We start from the raw sequence: 26,256 nt of genomic DNA, 5'->3' as shown, positions 1-26,256 counted from the left end.
GTCCTGTGTCGCGCGACCGCCTTACTTCAGATAGCGTTCCGGGCCGAGATCGCGGACGTTGATGTCCGGCACCCGGCTGGAGATGATGTCGGCCAGCACCTTCGCCGAGCCGCAGGCCATGGTCCAGCCAAGCGTGCCGTGGCCAGTGTTGAGGTACAGGTTGGAGAATTCGGTGCGGCCGATCAGTGGCGGCCCGTCCGGCGTCATCGGCCGCAGGCCGCACCAGAAGGTCGCGTCCCGCATCGAACCGCCGCCCGGGAAGAGATCGCCAACGGAGTGTTCGAGCGTGGCGCGGCGCGATTCGTGCAGCCTGAGGTCGAAGCCTGAGATCTCCGCCGTGCCGCCGACCCGGATACGGTCGCCGAGCCGGGTGATCGCAACCTTGTAGGTCTCGTCCATCACGGTCGACACCGGAGCGGCGTCGGCGTCCTTGATCGGCACCGTGATCGAGTAGCCCTTGACCGGATAGACCGGGATAGGCCGCTTCAGGAAGCGCATCAACCGCGCCGAATAGCTCCCCAGCGCCATCACATAGGCGTCGGCCGATTTCCAGCCCTTGTCGGTCGTGACGTTGGTGATGCGGTTGCGGTTCTTGACGACGCGCCGGATCGTGGTTTCGTATTCGAATTTGACACCGCGCGCCACGCACATCTCAGCCAGCCTGTCGGTGAACATCTTGCAATCGCCGGTCTCGTCACCCGGCAGCCGCAGGCCGCCGACGAACTTCTCGCGAACAGCCGCCAGTGCCGGTTCGGCCGCGATGCAGCCCGCCGGATCGAGCGTCTCGTAGGGAACCCCATAAGTCTTCAGGACCTCGATATCGCCAGCGGTGCCGTCGAGCTGCTTTTGCGTGCGGAACAGCTGCAGCGTTCCCTTGGCGCGCTCGTCATAGGCAATGCCGGTGGTCTCTCGCAGCGCCTTCAGCGTGTCGCGGCTGTATTCGGCCAGCGGCACCATGCGCGCCTTGTTCACCGCGTAGCGCTCGGCGGTGCAGTTGCGCAGCATCTTGGCAAGCCACACCCACATGTGCACGTCGAAGGCCGGCCGCACCACCAGCGGACCATGCTTCATCAGCAGCCATTTGATCGCCTTGACGGGAACGCCTGGCCCTGCCCATGGCGAGGCGTATCCGGGCGAAACCTCGCCGGCATTGGCGAAGCTGGTTTCCAGCGCCGGGCCTTTCTGGCGATCGATCACCGTCACTTCGTGGCCGGCCTCGGCGAGAAAATAGGCTGTGGTGACCCCAATGACACCGCCGCCCAGCACCATGACTTTCATCGTTCGCTCCTTGCGGCGCCGCACGCCCTTGGGGCGTGCAAAAAGCGCTGCGGCATTTTGAGTTTGCGCATGATCCCTAGCGAAAATCGATGCTGATTTTCAAGGTCGCACGCCGTGGGCCAGTTACGCCGCCGAGGGACCGGGGTCGTCATCCCTTGTCTGCCGCATTCCAGCCATTTCGCCAAGGGGCCGCGTGCCGGCTGCGGCACTGTAGACGAGGGTGAGCCCGTGCGGGCGCCGCCCGCTCGCCGACTTCTCCCTGACGGCGCGCCGAGCGGCTTCCGGCTGATAGAGTACGGCCTTGATCCGGATCGACTCGCGCCTGCCGTCGGACTGCTCGATCACCGCCGTCTGTCCTTCCGCCATGCCAAGCATGCACAGGCCGCGCCGCGTTGCCAGCGACAGGCTGGAGCCGACCGGACCGCGCCCCTCGTTCTGCACCAGGGTTCGCGTCTCCACCGGGCCGGCATCGATGCTAAACACCACCCTGCTGTTCAGCGTCACGACATCGGGCTCGACCGCGTCGATCGAAACAACCCCGGCATTTGCAAGCTTGTGTTCGAGCATGCGCACGATCGGGTCCGCGAATGCCCGCCGGCGTTCCAGCATGACTTCGAGGACGGCAAGGTCCTTGGTCGTCAAGCGGCAATTCCTGCTCATCATCACGGCTTCCATGATCAGGATCGCTGGCAGGATGCTGGCGTATCGACGGCCTCGATGACCGCCGACAGTTGGCGGCCGCCGCGGCTGCTCCAGCACACGACCTGCCCGATGGTCGCGCCGATCAGGGCCGTTCCCATCGGCGTCAGCACCGAGATCCTGTTTTCGGCGATGTCGGCCTCGCCCGGATAGACCAGGGTGATGCGCTGGCTGTCCCCGCCAACGGCGCGGATCGTGACCCCAGAGCCCATCCGCACGACGCCGGCGGGCATTGCCGCCGCCGTCGTGATGATCGCCCTGTCCATTTCCGAAAGCAGCTCCTCGGCCGTGTCGGGAGCACGGTCGAGAAACGCTCTCGCCAGACCCGTCAACCTGTCATGATCGGCGTCGCTGACCAGAAGCCGGTTCGACGGGGGTAATCCTGCTGCATGTCGCATGGCAAACCTCTTGAATGGCGCGTCGAATGACGCGCGCTGCCACCGTGCGGACGGCGGCCTGATGGAAAGCTCACAGCCGAAACGACCATGGCTCGATGACGATGTTGAATATGCAGATGCCCCGGTTCAGACGAGCGCCCAAAAGGGCGGTCGCGCCGGGGCTACGCTCCCGCGATGGGGCAAACCCTGAAACAGGTCTTGATATGGGCGAGGTTGCTCATGCGCGGAACCTCGCCGAGAAGCCCCGGCTTGTCAAGCGTGGCGAAACCGCTCGCCTGCCCGCTTCAACCGCCCCTTATCAACCGCCCCATATCAACCGCCCCATATCAACCGCCAATGTAGCGACGGTGGAATCGGTGTCCGAAGCTGGTGAGAATCTCATAGCCGATCGTACCGGCATGGCCGGCGGCATCATCGACGCTCTGCGAGGGACCGAGCAGTTCGACGAGATCGCCTTCCTTGAGCGTGCCCGGCGGCAGGGCGGAGATGTCGAGAATGATTGAATCCATCGACACGCGTCCAAGGAAAGGCAATCGCACGCCCTCGGACCATGCAGCGGACGCCGCGCGGCGATGCCAGCCATCGGCATAGCCGAGCGAGATGGTCGCCGCCGTGAGTGGCACGGTCGCATGAAACGTATGGCCATAGCCGACGCCGGCTCCGCTGGCGACATAGCGTGTCTGGATGACCTTGGCCTCAAGCCGCACGGCGGGCAGCATCGGGTTCGGCTTGGCCGGTGTCGGATTGATGCCGTAGAGCGCCGCACCCGGCCGTGCGAGGTCGAAGTGATAGCACGGCCCGAGAAAGATGCCGGATGAATTGGCCAGCGATGCCGGCGCTGGCGGCAAGAGCTTGCGCAACCGTTCGAATTCCAGCCGCTGGCGCTCGTTGGCCGGATGCTCCGGCTCGTCGGCGCAGGCGAGATGGCTCATCACGAAGTTGACGTCGATACCGTCGAACGCGAATGGGTCAGCGACGGTTCGCTCAACCTCCTGGGGCGACATGCCCAGCCGGGACATGCCGCTGTCGACCTGAATCGCGGCCGGAAGTTTCCGCCCGCCGCGGTTGGCCGCCTCGCGCCACGCGGCAAGCTGGTCGATGCTGTTGATGACGGCGGACAGTTCCGCCGCGACCGCCTCGGGCTCGGAGCCGGGCGGCATTCCATTGAGAACGTAGATCGCCGGTTTCGCATCGAGCGCCTCGCGCAGCGCAATGCCCTCGGCCAGATGGGCCACGAAAAACACGTCGCAGCCTTCGGCCAGGAGCGCCGCCGCGACACGGTTGGCGCCAAGCCCGTAGCCGTCCGCCTTGACCACGCCGGCGCAACGAACATCGCCCAGTCGCGCCTTGAGCCGCCGATAGTTTTCACGGATAGCGCCGAGATCAATGGTCAGGATCGCACCAGCGGCGGCGGTGCTGACAGATGTGATTTCGGTTTTTTCGGGTGACTGGTGCACACCGTTCTCCGGAAAGCGGCGGTTGCCTGACCTTTAGGACGGCGGCCGGCAAGCCGCAACAGCGGTTCGTGCCTCGCGGCATTACGAAACGTTACCATGCCTACGGGTCGCCGAAGCCACGGGTTGGCTTCACCCCGAACATCAGGCTACTCAATGCGCGTCGAAGAAGGCGATAATGTCTTCGAGCACCGGCGCCTGGCCGCGCAGCGGCCGGCTGATCGACAGCAACGTGCCCTTGTGGTCGACGCCGGGATAGTGGCGTTCCTCGACCTGATGGCCGGTGCTTCGCAGGCGGGAGGCAAGCGCCACTGTGTTGCGTGGATAGACAAGGTCGTCGGCATCGCCGGTCGCAAGCAGCACCGGTGGCGCGAAGCGGCCCTTCGCCACCTGGTTCAGCGGCTGCGTGCTTTTCAGGTCCGAGACGCCGCCGAAGGCTTGCCGGGTCGCATCCACATCGAGCGGCAGGAAGTCGTAGGGGCCAGACAGACCCGCCGCCGCCTTGACAACACTGTTGGAAAGCCCCTGCTCCGCCAGGAACCGTGGCGCCAGGGCCACCATCATGGCATTGTAAGCGCCGGCCGAATGACCGACCAGATAGAGGCGTCCCGGGTCACCGCCATAGGCGCGGGCGTGGCGATAGATGAAGGCGACCGCCGCCGCGCTGTCTTCGACGAAGGCCGGATAGCGAACTTGCGGCACGAGCCGGTAGTCGAACACGGCGGTGACGAAACCGCGGCTGGCGAATGCCCTGGCCGCGAAAGAATAATCCTCCTTGCTGCCGCTGTTCCACGAGCCGCCGTAGACGAAGACGACGATCCTCGCGTCCCTGGCGCCGCCAGACGGCGCATAGATGTCCAACGTCTGTCTTGGATCCGGGCCGTAGGCGACATCATGAGCGACGAGCCGCACCCCGCCATCATGCGGAACAACGGCGTTGAACGCGCCCAGCGCCGAGCAGCCCGCCAAGGCAAGCAGCAGGAACGCAGCTATCGCCAGCGTTTTCAGGAGTGGATGCTCAGTCACCAATGGTCCGCCCTTCGCGATGCTATACGTATGCATCGGACGATTGGTTGCAGGGGGGCCTTCAATTGCTCGTATGCGTTCGACAGGCCCAGCGATCACACCGGCGCCGGACAAGCCGCGCCTGTCAGCCCGCGAGGTGGCTGAAAGCCGCGACGACCTCTTCATAGACCTTGCGCTTGAACGGTACGATCAGGTCGGGCAGGTCCTGCATCGGCCGCCATGCCCATTCGTCGAATTCGGCGGTGTGGCCGCCGGGCGGCGGATTGATCTGAATCTCGCTGGCATCGCCGTGAAAGCGGAAGGCGAACCATCGCTGCGTCTGGCCGCGATACCTGCCCTTGAAGGCGACTCCGACAAGGTCGTCCGGCAGGTCATAATTGATCCAGTCCGGCGCTTCTGCCAGCAGCGAAACATTGCGCATGCCGGTTTCTTCGTACAGTTCGCGCTCGGCCGCCTGCAGCGGCTCCTCACCCTTGTCGATGCCGCCCTGCGGCATCTGCCAGAGCTGCGTCGTGCCGGCGAATTCGCTGTCGGGCTCGGCAATGCGATGCCCAACCCAGACCAGGCCCTCGGCGTTGAGGATCATCAACCCGACGCAGGGGCGATAGGGCAGTGTTTCGCGATCGATCTTTTTGGCCATGAGCGAGATTTCCAGCCGTTTTGAGAATTCGCTCCGGTGAGGTAGGTGGCGAGTGGTTTCGAGAACCGGAGCGGAGCGTACCTAAAGTACGTGAGCACCGGAAGCGCGGAAAACGCCGCCAGATGCCCACCGGAGTAGAACTATCAAGACGGCTGTTAGCCTTTTTGCGGGTCTATGGCCACCGCCGAAATCGGCACGATCTCGATGCCGCGTTTCTTGGCCTCCGCCACCCAGGACGAAACCGTGTCGACCGTCAGGTCGAAAGCCGAGCCGATGCCGACCGCGAAGCCCTTCGCCCGCGCGGTCGCTTCCAGCCCGTCGAGCTTCTTCAGGATGGCGCCACGATCCTGCACCGCGTCGATCGCGGTATCACCGGACACGAACGGCACGCCGTCCTTCAGGGCGAGGTCCGGCGCAACGCTACGCGCCGACGAGCCGTCGTCGATATAGGCGAGGCCGCGTTTGCCGAGCTCGGCCATGAACGGCCCCATCGCCGCGGCGTCGCCGGAAAAGCGCGCGCCCATATAGTTCATGACGGCGGTGTAGTTTGTCGTGCGCGACAGCGCCCAGTGCAGGTTCTTCAGGTTCTCTTCCGCCGTCCCCGCCACCGTCAGCGTGTTGCGGCCGGGATTGACGTTCGGATAATCGAACGGCTCCAGCGGCACCTGCATGACGATCTCGTGGCCGCTCTGTCGCGCGGCCTGCATCCAGCGGCCGATGCTGTTGCCTTGCGGCGCGAAGGCAAGGGTCACTTCCGGCGGCAACTTGGCGATCGCGGCCTGCGTGCCGGTCTGCGACACGGCGAGCCCGCCTATGACGATCGCCACGCGCGCGCCGCGCGCGCCCGACCAGGGCCGTGCATAAACATCGAATGGCCGCCGGCCATCGGCGGATCGGATTGGCAAGGGCCCGGTGTCGCTGGGTTCGATCAGCGCCTTGTCGGGGATATGCGCGATCTTGAGGTTCTGGCCGATCGTCGAAGGATCGTGGATGACGATGGCTGTCTTGGGCGGGCCATCGCCCTCCTCGGTCTGCACATGGATGATCTGCGGTCCACCGGTCTTGCCCGGGGTTTGTGGCTTGGGCGTTGCCGGGGCCAACTGGCTGACGGGAGCAGCAGCGGGTTCGGCGGCGGCTGTCACCTTTGGTGTGGAAACGACTGCCTCTTGCGGCTTTCGAAACGGCTTTTCCCTGAGCGCGATCGCACCGGACACGCCAACCATGGCGAGCACGACGACGGTGGCCGCAACCGCCCGGGTGCTGATTCCCGACGACGCCGCGCGTGGCCGGACGGTCTGTCCGAGCGGGCGTTCGATGTCCTTGCCGAAATCAGCCAAGCCTTGTCCCCGGACGCATGGCTTCGAAAAGTGCGATCACTTGCCGAAATGGGCCATACGCAAATTCTATCGCCGGCGCATCCGCGTGCGCTCTGCGCCGACGCATGACGCGCGAGTCACGCCCCCACCCGAATCAAACTGCCGGAACCTCGCGGCCCCGGCAGCATTGCATCGCTTGGATCAGGCGGCCAGAGCTGTTTGTCCGGCCGCTTGATCACCAATCGTGATCGGAGACTACTGGTTGAGAACAGCCTTCTCCGGATTCGGCGGGAAGGACGGATCCGTCTTCTGGCCACGCAGCAGCTGCTCGGCATAGATCAGCTGCAGATCGTCCTTGGGATCCGGCGGCACATAGGCTGCCGAGCCCGAGCCGGTCGAGCTCTCGTCGGCGCCCTTGATATGGCCCTTGAGATCCGATTCGCCGCGGGTCAGGTCCCTGCCCTGCAACTCAGGCGGCAGCGGCTGGTCGACCTTGATGTCGGGCGTGATGCCCTTGCCCTGGATCGACTTGCCGGACGGCGTGTAATAGAGCGCCGTCGTCAGGCGCAGGGCGCCGTTCTCGCCAAGCGGGATGATGGTCTGCACCGAGCCCTTGCCGAAGGACTGCGTGCCGACCACCGTGACGCGGCGCAGATCCTGTAACGCACCGGCGACGATCTCGGACGCGCTGGCCGAGCCGCCATTGACGAGCACGATCATCGGCTTGCCGTTGATGTCGTCGACCTGCTTCGGCTTCGCGTCGAAACGGGTGACGTCCTTCGGATCACGGCCACGCGTCGAGACGATCTCGCCGCGCTTGAGGAAGGCGTCGGACACGCTCACCGCCTGGTCGAGCAGGCCACCCGGATTGAGGCGCAGATCGAGCACATAGCCCTTCAGCTTGTCGTCAGGCACCTGCTTCTTGATGGTCGCGATCGCGTTCTCGAGATCGTCATATGTCTTTTCGGTGAAGGAGGTGATCTTCATGTAGCCGATGTCGTTCTCGACCCGGAACTTGACCGCCTTGACCTTGATGATGTCGCGCACAACCGTCAGCTCGATCGGCTTGTCGGCGCCCTGGCGAAGAATGGTGAGCTTGATCGGCGTGTTGACCAGGCCGCGCATCTTCTCGACCGCGTCGTTGAGGGTCAGGCCGCGAACCTCCTCGCCATCGATCTTGGCGATATAGTCGCCCGCCAGCACGCCCGCCTTGGCAGCCGGCGTGTCGTCGATCGGCGTGATGACCTTGACCAGGTCGTTTTCCATGGTCACCTCGATGCCGAGGCCGCCGAACTCACCCTTGGTCTGCACGCGCATGTCCTGCGCCTGCTCGGCGTTCATGTAGGACGAATGCGGGTCGAGCGAGGCAAGCATGCCATTGATGGCGTTCTCGACCAGGGACTTGTCGTCGGGCGGCGTCACATACTGCGCCCGCACGCGCTCGAAGATGTCGCCGAAGATCGCCAGTTGCTTGTAGGTCTCGGAGCCTGCAGCATTCGCCGTCGAGCCGGGCGCGCCATAGACAAGGCTCATGGCGGACGCGCCCATCAGCGCACCGGCAAACAGAAGCGACAGTTTCCGCATCATTTCACGTCCTTCCAGAAAAACGGTCCGCCCACCATGGGGTCGGATCGACGGGTTTTCCATCCTTGCGGAACTCTACATAGAGTTCCGGCGTGGCATCCAAATTCTTCGTCGCCGAGGTGCTTGCCACCCTGGCCTCTGCCATCGCGCCGACCGGCTCTCCTGCGAGCACTGACTGGCCAGTCGCGACACTGATTCTGCTCATCCCCGCCAGAACGACATGATAGCCGTCACCTGCGTTCAGGATCAAGAGTTGACCATAAGAGCGAAACGGCCCCGCATAAAGCACATTCCCATCCGCAGGCGCGGTGACGATGGCTCCCGATTGTGTCGCAACCATGTCGCCCTGCATCACCGCGCCGTTACCGTCGTCGGTGCCGAACTTCCGCTTGATCTTGCCTGTAACCGGCAGCCCGACCTGCCCTTGCAGCGCCGCAAACGGGGTTGCGGCGGCCAGGCGATTGGCCTCCGGCACCGGCAGCGACGCCAGCTCTGGCGCGCCCGCGCTGTCACCGCCAGCCTTGTCACCGCCTGCCTTGTCACCTGTAACCTTGGCGTCGGCCGCCGCCTGGCGCGCCGCCTCCGCCGCCTTCCGGTTCTTGTCGGCCTCGGTCTCCAGCGAGGCGATCAGATCCTTCAGGCTGGTGGCCTTGGCCGCCAGGTCCTGGGACCGCTGCTTCTCGGCCGCCAGTTCCGTTTCCGTGTCCGATTCGAGCTTCTGCTTGGCCTCGAGCAGCATGCTCAATCGCTTCTTCTCGGCCACCTGCTCGCCGACCGCTGCCGTAAGCCGCGCCCGCTCCGCTTCGATCGAAGCGGTCACTCGCGCCTGCTCCTTGAGATCGGCCATCAAGATGTCTGTCTGCTGGCGCAGTTCCGGCACCACGGCGCCGAGCAGGATGGCGCTGCGCACCGAAGACAGCGCATCCTCCGGCTTCACCAGGATCGCCGGCGGCGGGTTGAGCCCCATGCGCTGCAGGGCGCCCAGCACTTCGGCCAGCACGTCGCGACGCGCCAGCAGCGAGGCATGCAGCTTCTGTTCCTGAGCCTTCAGCCCATCCAGCTTGCCGCCGATGTCCTCGATGTCCTGGCCGAGCTTCTGCTCGGTCATCGCCGACTGGATCAGCGCCGCCGTGATCGAGGCGTGATCCTTCTTGACCGCCGCAATGTCGGCGGCGAGCTTGGCCAGCCGCGCGGACGACAGCGTGATTTCCTTCGATACACGCTCGTATTCGGCGCGGCTCTGGTCCGGATCGGGTGCCGTGTCGAGCGTGCTCTCGGCCCGCGCCGCGCCCAGCGACAGAATGATCATCGCTGCCGCGACGCCGCAGCGCGTGCGCCAGAGACCCGCTCTCGATTTCCAGTGTTCAGACATCAAGGTCGGACTCTATCCGCGGCTTCGTTAACGAACCATCAACCATGTTTCCCGTCGCCCCGGAGTACACAGCGGTCTGGCGACAGCGACAGGCAGGAAGACCCCATCCATCGATGCGCTCTGGCGCAGCATTGGGGCGAAAATCCGGGCAGGCAAGCCGCTATGAACAGGTTTCGCCCCGGATCACGAACGATGATAGGGATGGCCCGAAAGAATGGTGGCGGCCCGGTAGAGTTGCTCGCCGAGCATCACGCGGACCAGTTGGTGCGGCCAGGTCATCAGGCCGAACGACAGCACGAGGTCGGCCTGGTCGCGCAAGGATTGATCGTGGCCGTCGGCGCCGCCAATAGCGATGACCATCGCCTTGCGGCCGCCGTCGCGCAGCAGGCCGACGCGCCCGGCGAAGTCTTCGGAGGAAAATCCCTTGCCGCGCTCGTCGAGCAATATCAGCGCGGTCCCCTGCTGCAGCAGCGTCTGCAGCTTCTGGCCTTCCTCGCGCCGCCGCTCATTGGCGGTCTGGGCGCGACCTTCGGCGATCTCGGCGATGCCGGCAAATTCAAGCCCCACCGATGGGCCGCTCTTGGCGAAGCGCTCGAAATAGCGGTCGGCGAGCTGCTTCTCGGGGCCGGCTTTCATCCGGCCCACGGCATGAACGGTAATCTTCATCCCTACCTCGAAGAGACGCTCAGTGGAGGGTCTCTTCCTCCAGGTCAGGCGACTGCCACATCTTTTCCAGATTGTAGAAGTCGCGAACTTCAGGGCGGAAGACATGGACGATAATGTCGCCGGAATCGATCAGGACCCAGTCGGCGCCTGCCAGTCCTTCGACGCGCGCGGTGCCGAGGCCGGCATCCTTGAGCGCCTTGAGGAGATGATCGGCGACAGCCGCGACATGACGGTGCGACCGGCCCGACGCGACAACCATGTAGTCGCCGAGGCTCGATTTTCCCTGAATGTCGATTGAGACGATATTTTCGGCCTTGGAGTCTTCCAGACTGGCAAGGACTGTCTTGATGGCGCGGGACACGGCGTCGTTTACGCTGATCCCGGCCGGCGAAGGCACGATGTCGGCCCTCTTCCGCAGTGCTGTTCTCAGTGTATTTCCTTTCGCAGCAAGAACAACCAAATCACCCTTCAAAGCAGGCGACACCGCTTAGATAGGCAGAGTTCCGTTGCAGTTTCAAGACGGGCGCCCGTCACGCCTGAACGTATCGCCGTGACTGTGGTTCCGCTGCAATCCAGGAAATATCGGAACCCGGGCGGGCGGGAATGGTTATCGGCGCATCGACCAACCGGAATCTCGCAATGCCGATAGACCCGCAAAACGCCCTCCTCACCGTCCAGGCCGGCCTCGCACAACTCTCGACGCTGATCGTTTCCTACGCCTTCTCGGCCATCGGGGCCGTCATCCTGCTGGTTGTCGGCTACATTGTCGCCGGCCTCGCCGAACGCTCGATCTTCGCTGGCCTCGGCCACATCCACGGCTTCGACGCGACGTTGCGGCATTTCTTCTCGAAGATCGCGCGCTATGCCATCCTCATCCTCGTCACCATAATGGTGCTCGGCCAGTTCGGCGTGCAGACGGCCTCGATCATCGCGGCGATCGGTGCCATCGGCCTGGCCATCGGCCTGGCGCTGCAGGGCACGCTGCAGAACATCGCCGCGGGCATCATGTTGCTGGCGCTGAGGCCATTCCGTATCGGCGAATCCGTCGAGGTCGGCTCCATCGCCGGCACCATCGAGGAGATCGGGCTTTTCGCGACGAGCCTGCGCACCGCGGACGGCATCTACATTCTCGCGCCCAATTCGACGCTTTGGAACCAGCCCGTGCGCAACTTCACCCGCAATGGCGTGCGCCGAGGGGACGTCACGATCAACATCGGCTCCTGGAACGATATCGACCGGGCGCAAAAGACGCTGCTGGCGATCGCCACGGCCGAGCGGCGGGTCAAGCGAAATCCCGCGCCGATCGCTTTCGTATCGACCCTTGGCGACAGCACCGTCTCGATCGCTTTGCGCTACTGGACCTCTTCGGCGGATTTCTTCTCCACGCAGGCCGATCTGACCAAGCGCGCCAAGCAGGAATTCGACAGCGAGCGCATTTCGATTCCTCTGCCGCCTCCCGAGACACCGTCCCCGGAAGCACGCCGCCAGTGACAGCGCTGTTCGATCAGGTGTGGCCGTGTCGCGCCGGCTCGTCCGGTGCGAAGGCCAGTTCCAGGGGCAGTGGCGCCTGCGCGGTCATCGGCGCGAAAGTGCCTGTCTCCGTTGCTGGAACCGCGGGCGATTTCAGCACTCGCCACAGGACAAACACGCAGTAGATGGCGGCGATGCCGATCGACACGTGGATGAACGCTTGCGTCCCGTAGAGAGCCGACAGCCCGGTCACGATACCCGGCACGACAAACCCCGCCAACGACCAGGCAAACAGCATGGAACTGGACAGCGCCACCATGTCGTCCTTGCCGGCCCGGTCGGCGGCGTGCGCGCTGGAGAGCGAATAGAGCGATTCCGAGGCGCCGTCCCAGATGATGTATATCACCACCAGCACCCCCACGCCGGCGCCGTCGAACCCGAGCGCCAGCATGCCGGTGACCATGGCGAGGGCAGACGCGCCCATCAGCACGTAGCGGCGGTCGGTGCGGTCGGAAACCCAGCCGAGCGGGATTTGCAGGATCAGCGTGCCGAGCGGCATGCACGATAGAAGCAGCGCCACATCGGCCTGGCTGTAGCCCTTGGCGGTGGCATGAATGGGAGCGAAACCGGCGATCGCCATCGACAGGCCGCCGACGGCGAGCATGCCGGCAACCCCTACGGGGGAAATCCGCCAGGCGCGCCGCAAAGCCACCGACGCCGCCTGCGGCGCCGGGGGCTGTCGAAGCCTGGTCAGCCCGACGGGAAGGATCGAAAGCGCCGTGAAGACGATCCCGACCAAGGGGCCTTCCGCCGTCTTGATGTCGATGAGCGCGGACGCCGCGTAGCCAACGCCCAGCCCCGCGACATAGGCGACGTAGAAGAACGCCATGACCCTCCCGCGTATGGCATTGGCCACGACATCGTTCAGCCAGCTCTGCGCGACGATGAACAGCCCGCAGATCGCAAAACCGTAGAGCGCGCGCGCGGCGATCCACAAGAGCGGGTGCGGCCCGGCGCCGACCGCCGCGTTCGAGAGCGCGATCAGCGCCGACAGCACCATGAAGGCGCGGGCATGCCCCACCCTGCGCACCAGGGGACCGGTGAGCATGCAGCCGGCAAGGCCGCCGGCCGACAGGCCGGTGACGATCAGCCCGGCCCAGACTGGGTCGAAACCCTCCACGCCAAGACGCACGGGAATATAGGCGAACATCAACCCATTGCCGACGGCGATCAGTGCCATCGACACGATGATGCTGGCCATCGCGATCAGCGGCGTGGGTTCGCTGCCCTCTCCCGCGTCTATCCTGGCCGGGTTTTTCTCGGTGGCTGTCATGCCAAGCGAGGATTGCTCAGGAAACAGGCAAATGCAGCCGCAAAAGCGACATGTGTTGGACGGCCGCTCACCCCTTCGCCATCTTGCGGATCGCGCTCGATGAAAGCGATGATCGCGGACCGTGGATGAACGTCCAGGCCGGCGCCTTCATCCGGGCAAGACGCGGCGCGTCGCCCTCGTCGATCCGCGCGTAGTCGAAGGTCTTGGCAACGACCGACGAAAGGAACGACAATGTCGCGCCGGGGCGGTCGATGACCGCGATCGGAAAGGTCATGACGATCTGGCGCCAGCGCTGCCAGCGATGGAAGTCGCGCAGGGAATCGGCACCCATGATCCAGACGAAATCGACACCGGGATTGCGCGCCTTGACCAGCGCCAGCGTGTCGGCGGTGTAGCGGACATTGTAGCTCGCCTCGAAGGCCGTGACCTTGATCTTGGGGTTCTTGGCGATCTGTTCCGAAAGTTGCAGGCGCTGCTCCAGCGGCGCCAGTTCCCGCGTGCTCTTCAGCGGATTGCCTGGCGTCACCATCCACCACAACTGATCGAGCGCCAGACGCCTGAGCGCGATCTCGGCGACCAGCGCGTGCCCGGCATGCGGCGGATTGAACGAGCCGCCGAACAGTCCGACGGCCAGGCCTTTCTCGGCATGCGGCATCTTCAGATATCGATGCCCAATATCCGGCAAGGACAGGGAATTGTCGCTCAAGGCCGTATCTGGCCGGACCCGCGCACGCGGTATTTGAACGAGGTCAGCTGCTCGACGCCGACCGGACCGCGCGCATGCATCTTGCCGGTGGCGATGCCGATCTCGGCGCCCATGCCGAACTCGCCGCCGTCGGCGAATTGCGTCGAGGCATTGTGCAGCAGGATCGCCGAATCGATCTCGTTGAAGAAACGTTCGACGGCCGTGGCATCCTCGGCGACGATCGCCTCGGTATGATGCGAGGAGAAAGTCTCGATGTGCTCGATCGCGCCTGCGATACCGTCGACCAGCTTCACGGCGATGATGGCGTCGAGATATTCGGTCACCCAGTCGGTGTCGGTTGCCGGCTTGGCATCGAAAAACACCTTCAGCACCTCGGCGTCGGCATGGATCTCGCAGCCCGCTGCGCGCAAGGCATCGAGGACAGGCACCAGATGGGTGGAGGCGATGGCGCGATCGACTAGCAGCGTCTCGGCGGCGCCGCAGACGCCGGTGCGCCGCATCTTGGCATTGACGGCGATCTCGATGGCCATGTCGAGATTGGCCGAGCGGTCGACATAGAGATGACAGATGCCTTCGAGATGCGCGAAGACCGGCACGCGCGCCTCCCTCTGCACACGCTCGACGAGGCTTTTTCCACCACGCGGAATGATGACGTCCAGCGTTCCGCCAAGCCCTTTGAGCATCTCGCCGACCGCGACGCGATCGGTGGTCGGCACCAGCTGGATGGCGTCTTCAGGCAGGCCGGCGGCCTTCAGCCCCTCGACCAGGCAGGCATGGATGGCGGCGGATGAATTCAGCGAATCCGAACCGCCGCGCAGGATGACGGGATTGCCGGCCTTGAGGCACAGCGCCCCGGCATCCGCCGTGACGTTCGGCCGGCTCTCGTAGATGACGCCGATGACGCCGAGCGGCGTGCGCACGCGCTCGATATGCAGGCCGTTCGGCCGGTCCCATTCGGCGATCACGTCACCAACCGGATCGCGCAGCGCGGCGATCTCGCGGATCCCGTCCGCCATGGCAAGGACACGCGCCGGCGTCAGCTTCAGCCGGTCCATGGAGGCGGCCGAGAGGCCCGATTCCTCGCCATTCGAAATGTCGATGGCGTTGGCGTCGAGAATATCCTGCTGCCGGGCGACGATCGCCTCGGCCATGGCGACAAGCGCCGCGTTCTTTTGTTCTGTCGAAGCGATGGCCAGCGGTCGGGCGGCGGCGCGGGCGCGACGGCCGATATCGGCCATCACGGCTGCGGTATCATCCCCGGATTTTTCATGCAGCTTCAGCATGGCTTATCCTCCGCTTATGTCGCCCCCAGCGTGACTCACCACGAGGTCGTCGCGGTGGATCATCGCCGAACGCGCCTCGTAGCCAAGCACGGTTTCGATTTCGGCTGTCTTCAGGCCAGCGATCCTTACGGCATCGGCGGCGTCGTAGGCAACCAGCCCGCGCGCGATCTCGCGGCCCTCGGGCGACAGGATCGCCACCGTATCGCCGCGCGCGAAATTGCCGCTGACCAGCTTGACCCCGGCTGGCAGCAAGGACTTGCCCGATTTAAGCGCACCGATGGCCCCGGCATCGACGGTCAACCGCCCGGCCGGTTCGAGCTGGCCGGCGATCCAGGTCTTGTAGCCTTTCACCGGATTGCTGCTCGGCCGGAAGAAGGTGGCGCGCTCGCCGCGCTCGATCGCCATCAGCGGCGACAGGCGCGTACCGGCGGTGATGATCATCGCGGTGCCGGCCGCCGTGGCGATCTTGCCGGCATCGAGTTTTGTCCGCATGCCACCGCGCGACAGTTCGGATGCGGCCGCGCCCGCCATGGCCTCGATATCCGGCGTGATGCGGTCGACCACCGGAATGAACTTGGCGTTGGGGTCGCGCGCCGGCGGCGCCGTGTAGAGGCCGTCAATGTCGGAAAGCAGCACCAGAAGATCGGCGCCCATCATGGTGGCGACGCGCGCCGCCAGCCGGTCATTGTCGCCATAACGGATTTCGGAAGTGGCGACCGTATCGTTCTCGTTGATGACCGGCACCGCCTTCATCTTCAACAACGTCGAGATCGTCGCTCGTGCATTGAGGTAGCGGCGGCGCTCCTCGGTGTCGCCGAGGGTCAGGAGAATCTGGCCGGATTTGAGATCGCCCTTGCCGAGCGCGTCAGACCAGGCGCCAGCCAATGCGATCTGGCCGACAGCCGCCGCCGCCTGGCTTTCCTCCAGTTTCAGCGCCCGCTTGCCCAGTCCCAGAATGGTGCGGCCGAGCGCGATGGCCCCGGACGACACGACGAGAATTTCGGCGCCGCCCTGGGCCAGCACCGCGATGTCATCCGCCAGCGAAGCCAGCCAGTCGCGCTTCAGGCCCGTCGCACGGTCGACGAGCAACGCCGAGCCGATCTTGACGGTGATGCGCCGGTATTTCTTCAGCGACTGCATGGCACTACTTGTCCCAGCGCGTCTCGACCGGCGCCGCGATCTTGTCGCGCGCTTCGGCCACCACCGACATCAGCGCCCGCAGCACCGCCTCGACGCCTTCGCCGGTGACGGCGGACAACAGCATCGGCGCGCGGCCGGCGGCGCGCTTCAGCGACGCGACCTTCTTCTTGCGCGCATCGGCATCAAGCGTGTCGACCTGGGAAAGCGCCACGATCTCCACCTTGTCGGTCAGGCCGTTGCCATAGGCTTCGAGCTCGGCGCGCACGGTCTTGTAGGCCTTGCCCGGGTTTTCCTCCTGCGCCGAGACCAGGTGCAGCAGCACGCGCGTGCGCTCGACATGGCCCAGAAAGCGATCGCCGATGCCGACGCCCTCATGCGCGCCCTCGATGAGCCCGGGAATATCGGCGATGACGAATTCGCGCGCATCGATGCGGGCGACGCCAAGGCCGGGATGCAGCGTCGTGAACGGATAGTCGGCGATTTTCGGCTTGGCCGCGGTGACGGCCGCGAGAAAGGTCGACTTGCCGGCATTGGGCAATCCCACCAGCCCGGCATCGGCGATCAGCTTCAGCCGCAGCCAGATGTTGAGCTCTTCGCCGGGCAGGCCGGGGTTGGCGCGGCGCGGCGCCTGGTTTGTCGAGGTCTTGAAATGCTGGTTGCCGAAGCCGCCATTGCCGCCCTTTGCCAGCAGGAAGCGCTGGCCGACCACGGTGAGGTCGCAGATCAGCGTCTCGTTGTCTTCCTCGAACACCTGCGTTCCCGCCGGCACCTTCAGCGTCACGTCGGCACCCTTGGCGCCGGTCATGTTGCGGCCCATGCCGTGAATACCGGTCTTGGCCTTGAAATGCTGCTGGTAGCGATAGTCGATCAGCGTGTTCAACCCGTCGACCGCCTCCAGCCAAACGTCGCCGCCGCGACCGCCATCGCCGCCGTCCGGCCCGCCGAACTCGATGAATTTTTCACGCCGGAACGACACCGAACCGGCACCGCCGTCGCCGGAGCGTATGTAAACCTTGGCTTGATCGAGAAATTTCATTGGATTTTGCAGTTTCTGCTAGTGGCTTTGCGCCATTGCTCTAAACCAAGGCGGGGCGAAGGGCGAGGCCGTTTTGATAGAGCGGCCGGAGAGAGTGCGGAATGAAGCTTGTAACCTACAACATCCAGTACGGCATCGGCCTCGACGGACAATACGATGTCGGGCGCATTGCGGATGCCGTGCGCGACGCCGACGTGATCGCGCTGCAGGAAGTGACCCGCAACAACCCCCGGAACGGCGGACGCGACATGGTCGCCGAACTCGGCGAAGCGTTGCCTGACTATTTTGCCGTCTATGGCAGCAATTTCGAGGCCAATATCGGCTCGCGCGTCGAGAACGGCCGTGCCGTGACCACGACCTTCCAGCTCGGCAACATGGTGCTGTCGAAGACGCCCATTCATCTGTCGCGCAACCTGCTTCTGCCGCGCAGCCGCAGCTTCGAGGTCATGAATTTCCAGCGCGGCGCGCTGGAGGCACTGATCGAGACGCCGCTTGGTTTCATCCGCTTCTATTCCATTCATCTCGATCACCGCAGCCCCGTCGAACGCGCCAACCAGATCCAGTTCCTGCGCCAGCGCTTGTTGAACTATGCGCTCGAAGGGGGCGCGCTGTCCGGCGTCGCGGAGATCGGCCTGCCGGAACTGCCCCATCCCGAGGCCTTTGTCGCCATGGGCGATTTCAACATGCTGGCTGGATCACCCGAATATGTCGAACTCGCCGGCCGCCCGGACCACGAATTCGGCATGCCGCTGACCGCCGACTTCGCCGTAGATAGCGCGCTGCGCCTCAACGTGGCCGGCGACGATGCCGTAAGCTGGGTCGATCCCAAACGGCCCGAAGATGCCAGCCGCCACAAGCGCATCGACTACATCTTCACCAGCGCTTCGCTTGCCCGGTCGCTGAAGCGCCTTTGGGTCGACCGGCAAGCCGTCGGTTCTGACCATCTGCCGGTTTGGGTCGAGCTGGGCTGAGCCCAAATTCGCCCGGACCTCTGTTTCGGCACCCAGGCGCCCGGGCGTGTTGAGATTCAGGTCAGGCCGAGCCGAAAACGGTGGCTTTCGAGAACCGGAGCGGAGCGTACTTAAAGTACGTGAGCACCGGAAGCTCGGAAAGCCAGCGTTTGCAGGCCGGCCTCACCTGAATATCGACATGCCTAGAAATGGACCCAGTTCCGCAGGCTCGTCCACGTCTTCCTGTCGAGCCTGTAGCGCTCGACAGGCACCTGGCCGGCGACGATCGAATTCAGCATCCCCTGCCCCGCATACTGGAAACCGCACTTGTGGATGACCCGGCGCGAGGCGGGATTGATGACCCGCGTCGAGGCATGCAGCACCTGGATCGTCGTCTTCTGGAAGGCGAGGTCGACAAGCGCGTGAGCGGCCTCCGTCGCATAGCCACGCTTCCAGTGGGGCTCGCCGATCCAGTAGCCGAGTTCCAGCCCGCGATCGGTGGTGTTGAGACCGGCGCAGCCGACGAATGTGTCGGTGCCTGCCAGCGTCAACGCATAGGCGATGCCGGCGCGGCGCGACCTGGTCATGGCGAGGAAGGCGCGCGCCTCGGGCTCGCCATAGGGGTGCGGCATGCGGGCCAGCATTTCGGCGACATGGCGGTTGTCCGCAAGCTCGACCAGTTGCGCGATGTCCTCTTCGCGCGGCGCACGCATGACCAGCCGCTCGGTGACCAGCACCGGACAGTCTATCGCGTAACTTTCGTCGTCTGTGTCTTCAGCTTCGGCAACCATTTGAGTTCTCCAGGCGCAAGAAAAAGGGGAGATGGAAACCCATCTCCCCTGATCCTTTTCCTGGCTTTGCCAGACACCGGTTCCCGAGATGGGCGCCGGTGTTCTAGTGCGGAACCGGCTACTCCGCGGCTTTGGTAATCGGGTTCACCGATACGTAGGTTCGGCCATTGGCTTTTTTGTTGAACGTCACGGCGCCGGATTCGAGCGCAAAAAGGGTGTGGTCCGTGCCCATGCCGACATTGACGCCGGGATGCCACGTGGTGCCGCGTTGACGAATGATGATGTTGCCCGGGATGACGGCTTCGCCGCCGAACTTCTTCACGCCCAGACGCTTGGAATGCGAGTCGCGACCGTTGCGCGACGAGCCGCCAGCTTTCTTGTGTGCCATCTAACTAACTCCGTTGCGCCGCAAGGCGCCTAAAAGGCCTTATGAACGCGTTCGCGTTCCGTTTCAAGTCCGATCCGGCTGATGTTTCGCCGGAAAAGTTACTTCTTCGCCAGTTCCTTGGCCTGCTCGCGCCAGTCCTTGATCTGGTCGGCGCTGAAGGGCATGTGCTCGTCGATCTTGGCGACATCCTTGTCGGACAGCTTGGCAAGCTGGGCGAAGGTGATGATGCCCTGCTCGTTCAGGTCCTTGGCCGCGACCGGGCCGATGCCCTTGATCACGGTCAGGTCGTCCGGTTCGCCCTTCGGCGCCTTGAACAGCGGTGCCGCTGCCTCGGCGGTTTCCGCTGCCTTGGCTTCCTTTTTCGGAGCAGCCTTTGCCTCGGCCTTCTTCGACGGCTTGGCGCCATCGAGCAGGATCTCGGAGATACGAACGGTGGTCAGCAACTGGCGGTGGCCGATCTTGCGGCGCGAATTCTGCCGGCGACGCTTCTTGAAAGCGATGACGGTGCGGTTCTTGCCCTGCTCGACGACTTCGGCGGTAACCAAGGCGCCGGCGACGAACGGGGCGCCGAACGTGACATTCTCGCCCTCGCCATGGGCGAGCACGTGGCCGATCTCGACGATATCGCCGACATTGGCTTCGACTTTTTCGATCTTCAGGAGATCGTTGGCGGCGACGCGATACTGCTTGCCGCCCGTTTTAATGACTGCGAACATTTTTTGCCTTTCGCTGTTCGGTCGGCCTCGATGAACCGCTTCAGGCGGTTCGGCCGTCTTTTTGTCAGTCTGCGGGTTCAAAAAACAAGCGGCGCGGAAGAACCATCCACGCCGATTGCGCGCTGTCCCTAACCGAAGGCTGGGTTGGAGTCAAGGCAAGTGGCCGGAGATCGCCAACCCGACCAGCCGTTTGCCGACCTGGGCCATCCGCATCAACATCGCCGCGCCGCCTCTGCTCCCGCTGGCAGGAAGCTGGACAGCACCCAGCGATAACCGCGCGCCTGTCGGGTTCCCGCGGCCCGCCTTCGTCCGGAGCCGATCGCGGCTCCCTTCAACGCAGAACCAGCGCTGATCCAAGAAGCGGAAAAAGCGTCGGATTTGGCCTTGTAACCTGTCCGTTCAGCCGTTATCTAGTGCGCCGCGCCGGCAAACGGCCGACCATGACCGCGGAGAGGTGGCAGAGTGGTCGAATGCACCGCACTCGAAATGCGGCATGGGTGCAAGCCCATCGGGGGTTCGAATCCCTCCCTCTCCGCCAGCCCCGCCGATTCTACGCCATGGCGCGATATTCTTCGCTACGCCTACGCAAACGCCGTCGATTACCGCACGGATTTGCCGCGCGGGCTGAGGCCCCGGCCAGCAACTCAATCGCATGGCGCGCGCCCGCAGAAGGCCTTAGTCGCGCAGCCATCCACATTTGTGGATTGCCACACATGATTCTATGTGAGACTATACATAGAATTATGTGATCAAGGCTCTGGTGCGATGGGTTATGAGGGGTTTCTCCGCGATCTCGCGCGAGCGGGCCTGAGCATCAGGGCGTTTGCCGAATTGATTGGAATGAACCCTAACTCTGTTTCAAATTACGCCCGTTCAGGAGGAGTTCCCGACCATTTGGCGATCATTGCCGCACTGGTCGCTGAGATGGGCACCCAAGGGCTCGATTTCCGGGGCGTGATATCGAAGGTGGAACTGACCGCGAAAAAGCCTCGCGGCCGGGCGAGGCCCGGCCAGTTTGGCGGCGACCGGCAGGTGCCATTGGACCTCGATCAATGACAGCGTTCCGTTCTCTCTTGGAATTTGATGCTGCCCGTCCGGGCTGGCTCCCCTGGTTGGGGGCAGGCTTATGATCGGCATGTTCAACGCCCTGGATGAACTGGGGGCCGATCGCGGCGGCATTCGTCTTTTCGATCATCCGGCGCCAGAGTTGCTCGCCTACTCGACTATTCTCATGGCTCGCGACCATGATGAGGATTTGCGCCTGGTTGAAGGTGTCTATGAGTGGCAGGAAGCCCCGCTCGTATTCCTTGTAGATGGCGACCGGCTGAACGGAGATCTTGATCAGCTTAAGCGGGTTCGACGGATTCTCGCCATGCGAGGCGACGCGCCCTACCTCGGAGTGGTCTACCCCGGAAGGCTGGATGTTTATCGGATCGCTCTCGATCGTCTTTCACTTTCTAAGGTTCGCGTTGACGCTGGCGTCGCCGATGATGAGAGTTGGCTCACCTTTGCACGCTTGGCGAATCTGCGCCCGGCTGCGGAAATCAACGATAGGACGTGGATAACCGGCGTCATTCTGAAATTGCTCGACCAAGCCATATCGTCTCTCAAAGATGATGGCGACCTCTCGGGCGAGGACGCGATATCATTGGTCGGTAGAGCGCTCTTCATGCGTTTTCTTGCTGATCGCGGTCTGCTGCCCTCAACTAAGGACATTATTGGCAGTGATGTTTCGGTCGATGAAGCTGGTCCTGAAGATCATGAACTGTTTGACCGGCCGGATTTAGTTCGCCTTTCCTGCGCATGGCTCGACAAGACGTTCAATGGCGACCTGCTACCACTGTCGGATGCAGTGTTTCCGAAGCTCACGTTGGAAGCATGTCATGTGCTTGGCAATATTCTGCGGCGAGCAGAGGGTGGCCAACTATCCCTGGGTTGGAAAGAGCAGTGGGATAATCTCGATTTCTCACACATCCCGGTTGGAGTGTTGAGCCAAGCCTATGAGTATTACCTGCGCAAACATGCCCCGAAGCAGCAACAGCAGGAGGGTGGCTTCTATACGCCGCATCCGATTGCGAATCTGATGGTGTCAGCGGCGTTTCGTGGACTGAATGCTCAGGGTATTTCCGCCACCGCGCGCATATTGGACCCCGCCGCAGGTGCAGGCGTTTTTCTGCTTGCGGCGTTTCGTGAACTGGTCGCTGCGCGTTGGAGATCCGAAGGGCAGAGACCCGACACGGCGGCGCTCCGGGAAATCCTTTATGAGCAGATCCGGGGGTTTGACATCAACGAGGCAGCGCTGCGCTTTTGCGCTCTTGGCCTCTACTTGCTGTCGATCGAACTCGACCCCAATCCTCGGCCCGTGGACAAGCTTCACTTCGACGATTTGCGCGGTGTCGTCTTGCATCGACCAGTCGACACCACCGATGTTGATCGTCCCGAAGCAAAGCAGTTGGGAAGCCTCGGCTCGCTCATCGGTGAGGAGCATGACGGCCAGTACGATCTCGTGATTGGCAATCCTCCTTGGGCCAGCGCGACCGGACTGGAAGACTGGAGTCTCCTGCTTGCGGAAGTTCATAAGATCGCTCGGAGCAGAATCGGAGACGATATAGCCGCTCCTCCTTTGCCCAACGCAGTTCTCGATTTACCGTTTGTCTGGCGGGCAATGCGATGGGCAAAACCTGACGCTCAAATCATATTTGCGCTGCATGCGCGCTTTCTATTCCAGCAAGGGGATGGCATGCCGCTTGCGCGGCAGAGCCTCCTAGAGGCGATTGATGTAACCTCGATCATCAACGGCTCTGAGCTACGTCAGACAAAGGTCTGGCCCAGCATTTCGGCGCCGTTTTGCCTCCTCTTTGCCGTCAACCGGCCTGCGCATACAGCATCCGGATTCCGGATGCTCACGCCTCGCTATGAAAAGGGTTTCAATAACGCCGGCGTAATGAGGGTCGATGCGACTAACGCATATGTGGTCCGTCCGCAGGACCTGTGGGAACGCCCGGAGACCCTGAAAATCCTATTTCGCGGCAGTGAGGCTGATCTTTCGCTAATTGACAGGGTTCGTCGAGGCAATTTCACGACGCTGGGACGCTATTGGCGCGAGTTGTGCGATGGAGGTCTCGCCAATGGAAATGGCTACCAGAAGCTCCGAGATAGTAGCAAGAAGCATGATGATGGCACTATCGGCGACGACGCCACTCACATGCATGGGCTTCCTCATCTTGATGACGTGTCGTCCGCGACATTAGTCATTGATCCTTCACAGCTTCCGGTTTTCGGTGCTGATCGCCTTCATCGCGCGCGAGATAGAGCCATCTATAACGGGCCGATCTTGCTCGTTCATAAATCACCGCCTGCCAAGCTACAGCGGATACAGATGTCAGTCTGCGATCAAGACATTGTATTCAATGAGAGCTGGTATGGATTTAGTGCCAAGGGAGCTACTGAGGCTTCATTGTTGACGCGCTATCTTGCACTTGTGCTTGGTAGTCGCGTCGCGCTTTGGATATCGCTGATAACCAGCGGCGAATTCGGCTTTGAGCGTGAGGTCGTTGAGAAATCTATCCTTGAGGAGGTGGCGATTCCGCCGTTTGAATCACTCTCGCAGGATCGGGTGCGGGAGGTAGCCAATCTTTTTGCGCGGTTGGAGAAAGAAGGCGGTGACGTTTGGCCAGATGTCGATGCTTGGGTAGCGAAACTCTATGGCCTCGGCGAACGGGACCTGACCGTTATCGATGATACACTGCGGTTTAATCTCCCTTACGCCTCAAATCGGGAATTAGCGCAGAGCGAGCCGTCGATCGACCAGATCGAAACCTATTGCCGAACGCTGGAGGCCGAACTCGCTAGGTTTGCTCAACGCTTCGAATGCACCGTTCGTGTAGACTACGTTCCCGATCGACAATCATCGCCATGGCAAGCGCTTCGCATTTTTGCGTCACGGAACGCTGAAGCCGATGACCAGACGGTGGATTCAATTGCGGATATTCGTGCTCTTACCGCGGTGGCTGATCGCACCAGTGCGACTGAAATCATCCTGGATGAGGGCGAGCATCGCTTGGTTATCATGCTCCTCGCCCAATCTCGATATTGGAGCGAGACACAGGCTCGCCTTGCCGCTCAGCGTATAATCTGGACGCGACCGGAGTTGTTTAGGGAGCGTCCTGCGGCATGAGCGGACTGATCTCCGGGTTGCAAGATCATCTATCTGAGTTGATCCGCGCGCAGGAATTGCCGCTGCCGGCACTCGATCACTCGCATGTCGAACTCATTCTGGAACTGCTTCAGCAGGCCTATACAGGAATAAAAACTGACTATCCTGCCGCAGTTTCTAGCGGCGACGAGAAGCATCTCAACAGTTTGATGGTTGATCGCTTGAACCATCTGGTAGGCGATGATCCTTTGGCGAGTTTGCTGGTTCGGGCGGTTTCTCGTGGTACGGAAACGAAGAATTACGACGCAACCCGTTTTGAGATGCGGCCTGATATCCAGATTTCCCTAACGAGCCGGCAGCACCTGTTCCCATTGATAGTTGAGTGCAAGCTCATCGACATAGCAAAGGGAAAGACAGTTGATCTTTATTGCCGCGATGGGCTGGCTCGGTTCACGACCGGCGACTATGCTTGGACAAATCGAGAGGCCATGATGCTGGCCTACGTCAGGGGCGGCGCCTCCACGACAAGCCACCTCGGCCCGTTCCTTGCGGCGGCAATGGGACTTTCACCACCAGAGTATGCAGTGGTGTCACTACCGCAAAAGTGCGCGGTTTCATTGCCGGACGCCGCTCGATCCGATCATGGGCGCTATTTCACATATGTGCATGGTGCCCAAAGCGGCAAGCTCCCAGGCGATATTGCTGTTTGGCATTTATGGGTTAACTGAAATAGCAAGCCACACTGATCGCGTGCGGCGTTAGAGGGCTATAGCGTAGACGTAGTGCTCATCTTCGTCGGGCGTGGCCCGCCATTTCTTCCCGCAAGATATTGAAATTACTTCATAATCTCTGACTTGCGACTGCGGTAGACCTGGCTGTCAATACCGGGGCCTTTTGTCGGAGACCACGACGAGCCTTCCTCCAACATTGTGGCACCGCTTGCATGCCAGCTTTGATGCCAGCCGCCTTTCGGTGGTGAAATCATAGTGTGTGCCGTAGATCTCGATCAGGCCATCGAGATCCAGCGAGCGCAGATGGCCACAACGGGGATTGCCGCAATAGGCGCTAAGGCCCATCCCATGATCGCGAAGCTCGCCAAGTTTCATGGGTTGAACGATCGGCAGGACAATGGCCGCCGGCTCCGCCGGATTTGCGATCGCCACAAGCACGGGGCTTCGAATTTCCGCGCGGTCAATGGCGCCGATCGCATGGACTGCCTTGTCCTCGGCCACGCCTATGAGGGAATCGATTTCCTTCATGGCTTCGATATGTCCGCAGGCAAACAGAGCCCTTCGCAGCACGTGCAACGCATCTCTTGTTTCACAAAGTGTTGTCCGGAGGGTCAGAGGCATTTCGCGCTCAATTCTTCATATAGCTGTCGGGCAGACAATCTGCTTCGAGCGCCGCCGCAATGAAGGCTCGGTGCACGTCCCTCGTGCTGCAACGTCCCACCCTCGCTTCAACCAGGGCGGCAAGCGCCGCTAAAAACATCGGGCCATCGGATGGCCAGTCGTTCGCCAAGGCATCGGCCATTTGAGCAAGTGAGCAAATGATCGATATGGTGCCGTCACTGTTCTCGACGGGGATCCCGGAAAACATATCAGGGTGCCTGGATGTCATTGCATAGCTCCCGCTCGGGCGGGAGAATGTTAAGCGCTCTCAACCACCAGCGCCCATACAGTGGCTGATGACAAATCTATTCGAGCACTTAAACAAAGCGCTGTCTATTAACTATGACGTACGGAGTACTTAAAACACTCTTTTTCAGAATGAGTCCGATTTACATGGATGCGTGGCCGAAATGAGTGTAGCCTCAAGTTGACGGACAACGCTTCCTGGTCAACCGGCGTTTCA

At 62.7% G+C, this 26,256-nt stretch carries 26 protein-coding genes and 1 tRNA gene; 6 read left to right on the top strand and 21 right to left on the bottom strand.

Annotated features, from left to right (window positions below; all coding sequences use genetic code 11):
* Window positions 1-21 precede the first annotated feature (21 nt).
* The 11 genes from ACO07C_RS19500 to rsfS all read right to left on the bottom strand — a co-directional run bounded on the left by ACO07C_RS19500 (window position 22) and on the right by rsfS (window position 10,830).
* The gene (locus tag ACO07C_RS19500) at window positions 22-1,278 is read right to left on the bottom strand and encodes a D-amino acid dehydrogenase (RefSeq protein ID WP_421915795.1); all 1,257 of its coding nucleotides are present in this window, start codon (window positions 1,276-1,278) and stop codon (window positions 22-24) included.
* 123 nt (window positions 1,279-1,401) lie between these two features.
* Window positions 1,402-1,920 (bottom strand): nucleoside-diphosphate kinase, encoded by a 519-nt coding sequence (locus ACO07C_RS19495; protein WP_421915794.1) that lies wholly within the window; start codon window positions 1,918-1,920, stop codon window positions 1,402-1,404.
* A 35-nt stretch (window positions 1,921-1,955) separates the two neighbouring features.
* A complete protein-coding gene (gene rnk, locus ACO07C_RS19490; protein ID WP_421915793.1) occupies window positions 1,956-2,375 on the bottom strand; it encodes a nucleoside diphosphate kinase regulator in 420 nt (139 codons plus the stop codon).
* 326 nt (window positions 2,376-2,701) lie between these two features.
* Complete coding sequence (gene alr / locus ACO07C_RS19485) at window positions 2,702-3,832, bottom strand: alanine racemase (RefSeq protein ID WP_421915792.1); 1,131 nt, start codon at window positions 3,830-3,832, stop codon at window positions 2,702-2,704.
* Between the two features lie 150 nt (window positions 3,833-3,982).
* Window positions 3,983-4,855, bottom strand: a complete 873-nt coding sequence (locus tag ACO07C_RS19480; RefSeq protein ID WP_421915791.1) for an alpha/beta hydrolase — start codon at window positions 4,853-4,855, stop codon at window positions 3,983-3,985.
* Between the two features lie 124 nt (window positions 4,856-4,979).
* Window positions 4,980-5,495, bottom strand: a complete 516-nt coding sequence (locus ACO07C_RS19475) for an RNA pyrophosphohydrolase (RefSeq protein ID WP_421915790.1) — start codon at window positions 5,493-5,495, stop codon at window positions 4,980-4,982.
* A gap of 155 nt (window positions 5,496-5,650) precedes the next feature.
* On the bottom strand, window positions 5,651-6,832 hold the full coding sequence (locus ACO07C_RS19470) for a divergent polysaccharide deacetylase family protein (RefSeq protein ID WP_421915789.1): 1,182 nt from the start codon (window positions 6,830-6,832) through the stop codon (window positions 5,651-5,653).
* 234 nt (window positions 6,833-7,066) lie between these two features.
* Complete coding sequence (locus tag ACO07C_RS19465) at window positions 7,067-8,398, bottom strand: S41 family peptidase (RefSeq protein ID WP_421915788.1); 1,332 nt, start codon at window positions 8,396-8,398, stop codon at window positions 7,067-7,069.
* Window position 8,399: 1 nt separating this feature from the next.
* Complete coding sequence (locus ACO07C_RS19460; RefSeq protein ID WP_421915787.1) at window positions 8,400-9,767, bottom strand: murein hydrolase activator EnvC family protein; 1,368 nt, start codon at window positions 9,765-9,767, stop codon at window positions 8,400-8,402.
* A gap of 183 nt (window positions 9,768-9,950) precedes the next feature.
* Window positions 9,951-10,433 (bottom strand): 23S rRNA (pseudouridine(1915)-N(3))-methyltransferase RlmH, encoded by a 483-nt coding sequence (rlmH, locus tag ACO07C_RS19455; RefSeq protein ID WP_421915786.1) that lies wholly within the window; start codon window positions 10,431-10,433, stop codon window positions 9,951-9,953.
* A 19-nt stretch (window positions 10,434-10,452) separates the two neighbouring features.
* Window positions 10,453-10,830: a ribosome silencing factor gene (gene rsfS, locus ACO07C_RS19450; protein WP_354464183.1), complete on the bottom strand. Its 378-nt coding sequence runs from the start codon at window positions 10,828-10,830 to the stop codon at window positions 10,453-10,455.
* 242 nt (window positions 10,831-11,072) lie between these two features.
* On the opposite strand from rsfS, the gene ACO07C_RS19445 reads away from it, so the two are divergent.
* Window positions 11,073-11,924 carry a mechanosensitive ion channel family protein gene (locus ACO07C_RS19445; protein ID WP_421915785.1) on the top strand — a complete coding sequence of 284 codons (852 nt, stop codon included), beginning with the start codon at window positions 11,073-11,075 and terminating at the stop codon, window positions 11,922-11,924.
* Between the two features lie 13 nt (window positions 11,925-11,937).
* Here the strand turns inward: ACO07C_RS19445 and ACO07C_RS19440 are convergent, their stop codons facing one another.
* The 5 genes from ACO07C_RS19440 to obgE form a co-directional block, all read right to left on the bottom strand.
* A complete protein-coding gene (locus ACO07C_RS19440; RefSeq protein WP_421915784.1) occupies window positions 11,938-13,236 on the bottom strand; it encodes an MFS transporter in 1,299 nt (432 codons plus the stop codon).
* Window positions 13,237-13,303: 67 nt separating this feature from the next.
* A complete protein-coding gene (locus ACO07C_RS19435) occupies window positions 13,304-13,891 on the bottom strand; it encodes a nicotinate-nucleotide adenylyltransferase (RefSeq protein ID WP_421917568.1) in 588 nt (195 codons plus the stop codon).
* Window positions 13,892-13,938: 47 nt separating this feature from the next.
* Complete coding sequence (locus tag ACO07C_RS19430; RefSeq protein ID WP_421915783.1) at window positions 13,939-15,225, bottom strand: glutamate-5-semialdehyde dehydrogenase; 1,287 nt, start codon at window positions 15,223-15,225, stop codon at window positions 13,939-13,941.
* 3 nt (window positions 15,226-15,228) lie between these two features.
* Window positions 15,229-16,365, bottom strand: coding sequence for a glutamate 5-kinase (gene proB / locus ACO07C_RS19425; RefSeq protein WP_421915782.1), 1,137 nt, complete (start codon window positions 16,363-16,365; stop codon window positions 15,229-15,231).
* 4 nt (window positions 16,366-16,369) lie between these two features.
* Window positions 16,370-17,401 carry a GTPase ObgE gene (gene obgE, locus ACO07C_RS19420; protein ID WP_421915781.1) on the bottom strand — a complete coding sequence of 344 codons (1,032 nt, stop codon included), beginning with the start codon at window positions 17,399-17,401 and terminating at the stop codon, window positions 16,370-16,372.
* A gap of 101 nt (window positions 17,402-17,502) precedes the next feature.
* Between obgE and ACO07C_RS19415 the strand changes: the two genes are divergently transcribed.
* Window positions 17,503-18,372, top strand: coding sequence for an endonuclease/exonuclease/phosphatase family protein (locus ACO07C_RS19415; RefSeq protein ID WP_421915780.1), 870 nt, complete (start codon window positions 17,503-17,505; stop codon window positions 18,370-18,372).
* A gap of 182 nt (window positions 18,373-18,554) precedes the next feature.
* Here ACO07C_RS19415 and ACO07C_RS19410 read toward each other — a convergent pair whose 3' ends face one another.
* From ACO07C_RS19410 to rplU, 3 genes are all read right to left on the bottom strand, one after another.
* The gene (locus ACO07C_RS19410; protein WP_421915779.1) at window positions 18,555-19,142 is read right to left on the bottom strand and encodes a GNAT family N-acetyltransferase; all 588 of its coding nucleotides are present in this window, start codon (window positions 19,140-19,142) and stop codon (window positions 18,555-18,557) included.
* 118 nt (window positions 19,143-19,260) lie between these two features.
* Window positions 19,261-19,530 (bottom strand): 50S ribosomal protein L27, encoded by a 270-nt coding sequence (rpmA, locus tag ACO07C_RS19405; RefSeq protein WP_010912120.1) that lies wholly within the window; start codon window positions 19,528-19,530, stop codon window positions 19,261-19,263.
* A 98-nt stretch (window positions 19,531-19,628) separates the two neighbouring features.
* Window positions 19,629-20,246 carry a 50S ribosomal protein L21 gene (gene rplU, locus ACO07C_RS19400; RefSeq protein ID WP_421915778.1) on the bottom strand — a complete coding sequence of 206 codons (618 nt, stop codon included), beginning with the start codon at window positions 20,244-20,246 and terminating at the stop codon, window positions 19,629-19,631.
* Window positions 20,247-20,694: 448 nt separating this feature from the next.
* Here rplU and ACO07C_RS19395 point away from each other — a divergent pair.
* The 4 genes from ACO07C_RS19395 to ACO07C_RS19380 all read left to right on the top strand — a co-directional run bounded on the left by ACO07C_RS19395 (window position 20,695) and on the right by ACO07C_RS19380 (window position 25,130).
* A tRNA-Ser gene (locus tag ACO07C_RS19395) sits at window positions 20,695-20,784 on the top strand.
* Window positions 20,785-21,011: 227 nt separating this feature from the next.
* Window positions 21,012-21,302 carry an XRE family transcriptional regulator gene (locus tag ACO07C_RS19390; protein WP_421915777.1) on the top strand — a complete coding sequence of 97 codons (291 nt, stop codon included), beginning with the start codon at window positions 21,012-21,014 and terminating at the stop codon, window positions 21,300-21,302.
* Between the two features lie 70 nt (window positions 21,303-21,372).
* Window positions 21,373-24,423, top strand: coding sequence for an HsdM family class I SAM-dependent methyltransferase (locus ACO07C_RS19385; protein ID WP_421915776.1), 3,051 nt, complete (start codon window positions 21,373-21,375; stop codon window positions 24,421-24,423).
* On the top strand, window positions 24,420-25,130 hold the full coding sequence (locus ACO07C_RS19380; protein ID WP_421915775.1) for a hypothetical protein: 711 nt from the start codon (window positions 24,420-24,422) through the stop codon (window positions 25,128-25,130). Before ACO07C_RS19385 ends, ACO07C_RS19380 begins: the two co-directional genes overlap by 4 nt.
* A 150-nt stretch (window positions 25,131-25,280) precedes the next feature.
* On the opposite strand, the gene ACO07C_RS19375 is transcribed toward ACO07C_RS19380, so the two are convergent.
* On the bottom strand, window positions 25,281-25,661 hold the full coding sequence (locus tag ACO07C_RS19375; protein ID WP_421915774.1) for a hypothetical protein: 381 nt from the start codon (window positions 25,659-25,661) through the stop codon (window positions 25,281-25,283).
* 100 nt (window positions 25,662-25,761) lie between these two features.
* Complete coding sequence (locus tag ACO07C_RS19370; RefSeq protein WP_421915773.1) at window positions 25,762-26,022, bottom strand: DUF982 domain-containing protein; 261 nt, start codon at window positions 26,020-26,022, stop codon at window positions 25,762-25,764.
* Between the last annotated feature and the right edge of the window lie 234 nt (window positions 26,023-26,256).

The organism is Mesorhizobium sp., assembly GCF_965229135.1.
In the GTDB taxonomy this organism is placed as follows: domain Bacteria; phylum Pseudomonadota; class Alphaproteobacteria; order Rhizobiales; family Rhizobiaceae; genus Mesorhizobium.
Note: the sequence above shows the minus strand (reverse complement) of the source record. Positions and strands in the feature narration are given on the sequence as shown.

Bases quoted from the DNA above. Each gene is read 5' to 3' on its own strand.
- ACO07C_RS19500 (WP_421915795.1), bottom strand. From the start codon at position 1,278: ATGAAAGTCATGGTGCTGGGCGGCGGTGTCATTGGGGTCACCACAGCC.
- rnk (WP_421915793.1), bottom strand. From the start codon at position 2,375: ATGCGACATGCAGCAGGATTACCCCCGTCGAACCGGCTTCTGGTCAGC.
- ACO07C_RS19475 (WP_421915790.1), bottom strand. From the start codon at position 5,495: ATGGCCAAAAAGATCGATCGCGAAACACTGCCCTATCGCCCCTGCGTC.
- ACO07C_RS19465 (WP_421915788.1), bottom strand. From the start codon at position 8,398: ATGATGCGGAAACTGTCGCTTCTGTTTGCCGGTGCGCTGATGGGCGCG.
- ACO07C_RS19460 (WP_421915787.1), bottom strand. From the start codon at position 9,767: ATGTCTGAACACTGGAAATCGAGAGCGGGTCTCTGGCGCACGCGCTGC.
- rlmH (WP_421915786.1), bottom strand. From the start codon at position 10,433: ATGAAGATTACCGTTCATGCCGTGGGCCGGATGAAAGCCGGCCCCGAG.
- ACO07C_RS19445 (WP_421915785.1), top strand. From the start codon at position 11,073: ATGCCGATAGACCCGCAAAACGCCCTCCTCACCGTCCAGGCCGGCCTC.
- ACO07C_RS19440 (WP_421915784.1), bottom strand. From the start codon at position 13,236: ATGACAGCCACCGAGAAAAACCCGGCCAGGATAGACGCGGGAGAGGGC.
- ACO07C_RS19435 (WP_421917568.1), bottom strand. From the start codon at position 13,891: ATGCCGCATGCCGAGAAAGGCCTGGCCGTCGGACTGTTCGGCGGCTCG.
- ACO07C_RS19430 (WP_421915783.1), bottom strand. From the start codon at position 15,225: ATGCTGAAGCTGCATGAAAAATCCGGGGATGATACCGCAGCCGTGATG.
- proB (WP_421915782.1), bottom strand. From the start codon at position 16,365: ATGCAGTCGCTGAAGAAATACCGGCGCATCACCGTCAAGATCGGCTCG.
- obgE (WP_421915781.1), bottom strand. From the start codon at position 17,401: ATGAAATTTCTCGATCAAGCCAAGGTTTACATACGCTCCGGCGACGGC.
- ACO07C_RS19415 (WP_421915780.1), top strand. From the start codon at position 17,503: ATGAAGCTTGTAACCTACAACATCCAGTACGGCATCGGCCTCGACGGA.
- ACO07C_RS19410 (WP_421915779.1), bottom strand. From the start codon at position 19,142: ATGGTTGCCGAAGCTGAAGACACAGACGACGAAAGTTACGCGATAGAC.
- rpmA (WP_010912120.1), bottom strand. From the start codon at position 19,530: ATGGCACACAAGAAAGCTGGCGGCTCGTCGCGCAACGGTCGCGACTCG.
- rplU (WP_421915778.1), bottom strand. From the start codon at position 20,246: ATGTTCGCAGTCATTAAAACGGGCGGCAAGCAGTATCGCGTCGCCGCC.
- ACO07C_RS19390 (WP_421915777.1), top strand. From the start codon at position 21,012: ATGGGTTATGAGGGGTTTCTCCGCGATCTCGCGCGAGCGGGCCTGAGC.
- ACO07C_RS19385 (WP_421915776.1), top strand. From the start codon at position 21,373: ATGATCGGCATGTTCAACGCCCTGGATGAACTGGGGGCCGATCGCGGC.
- ACO07C_RS19380 (WP_421915775.1), top strand. From the start codon at position 24,420: ATGAGCGGACTGATCTCCGGGTTGCAAGATCATCTATCTGAGTTGATC.
- ACO07C_RS19375 (WP_421915774.1), bottom strand. From the start codon at position 25,661: ATGAAGGAAATCGATTCCCTCATAGGCGTGGCCGAGGACAAGGCAGTC.
- ACO07C_RS19370 (WP_421915773.1), bottom strand. From the start codon at position 26,022: ATGACATCCAGGCACCCTGATATGTTTTCCGGGATCCCCGTCGAGAAC.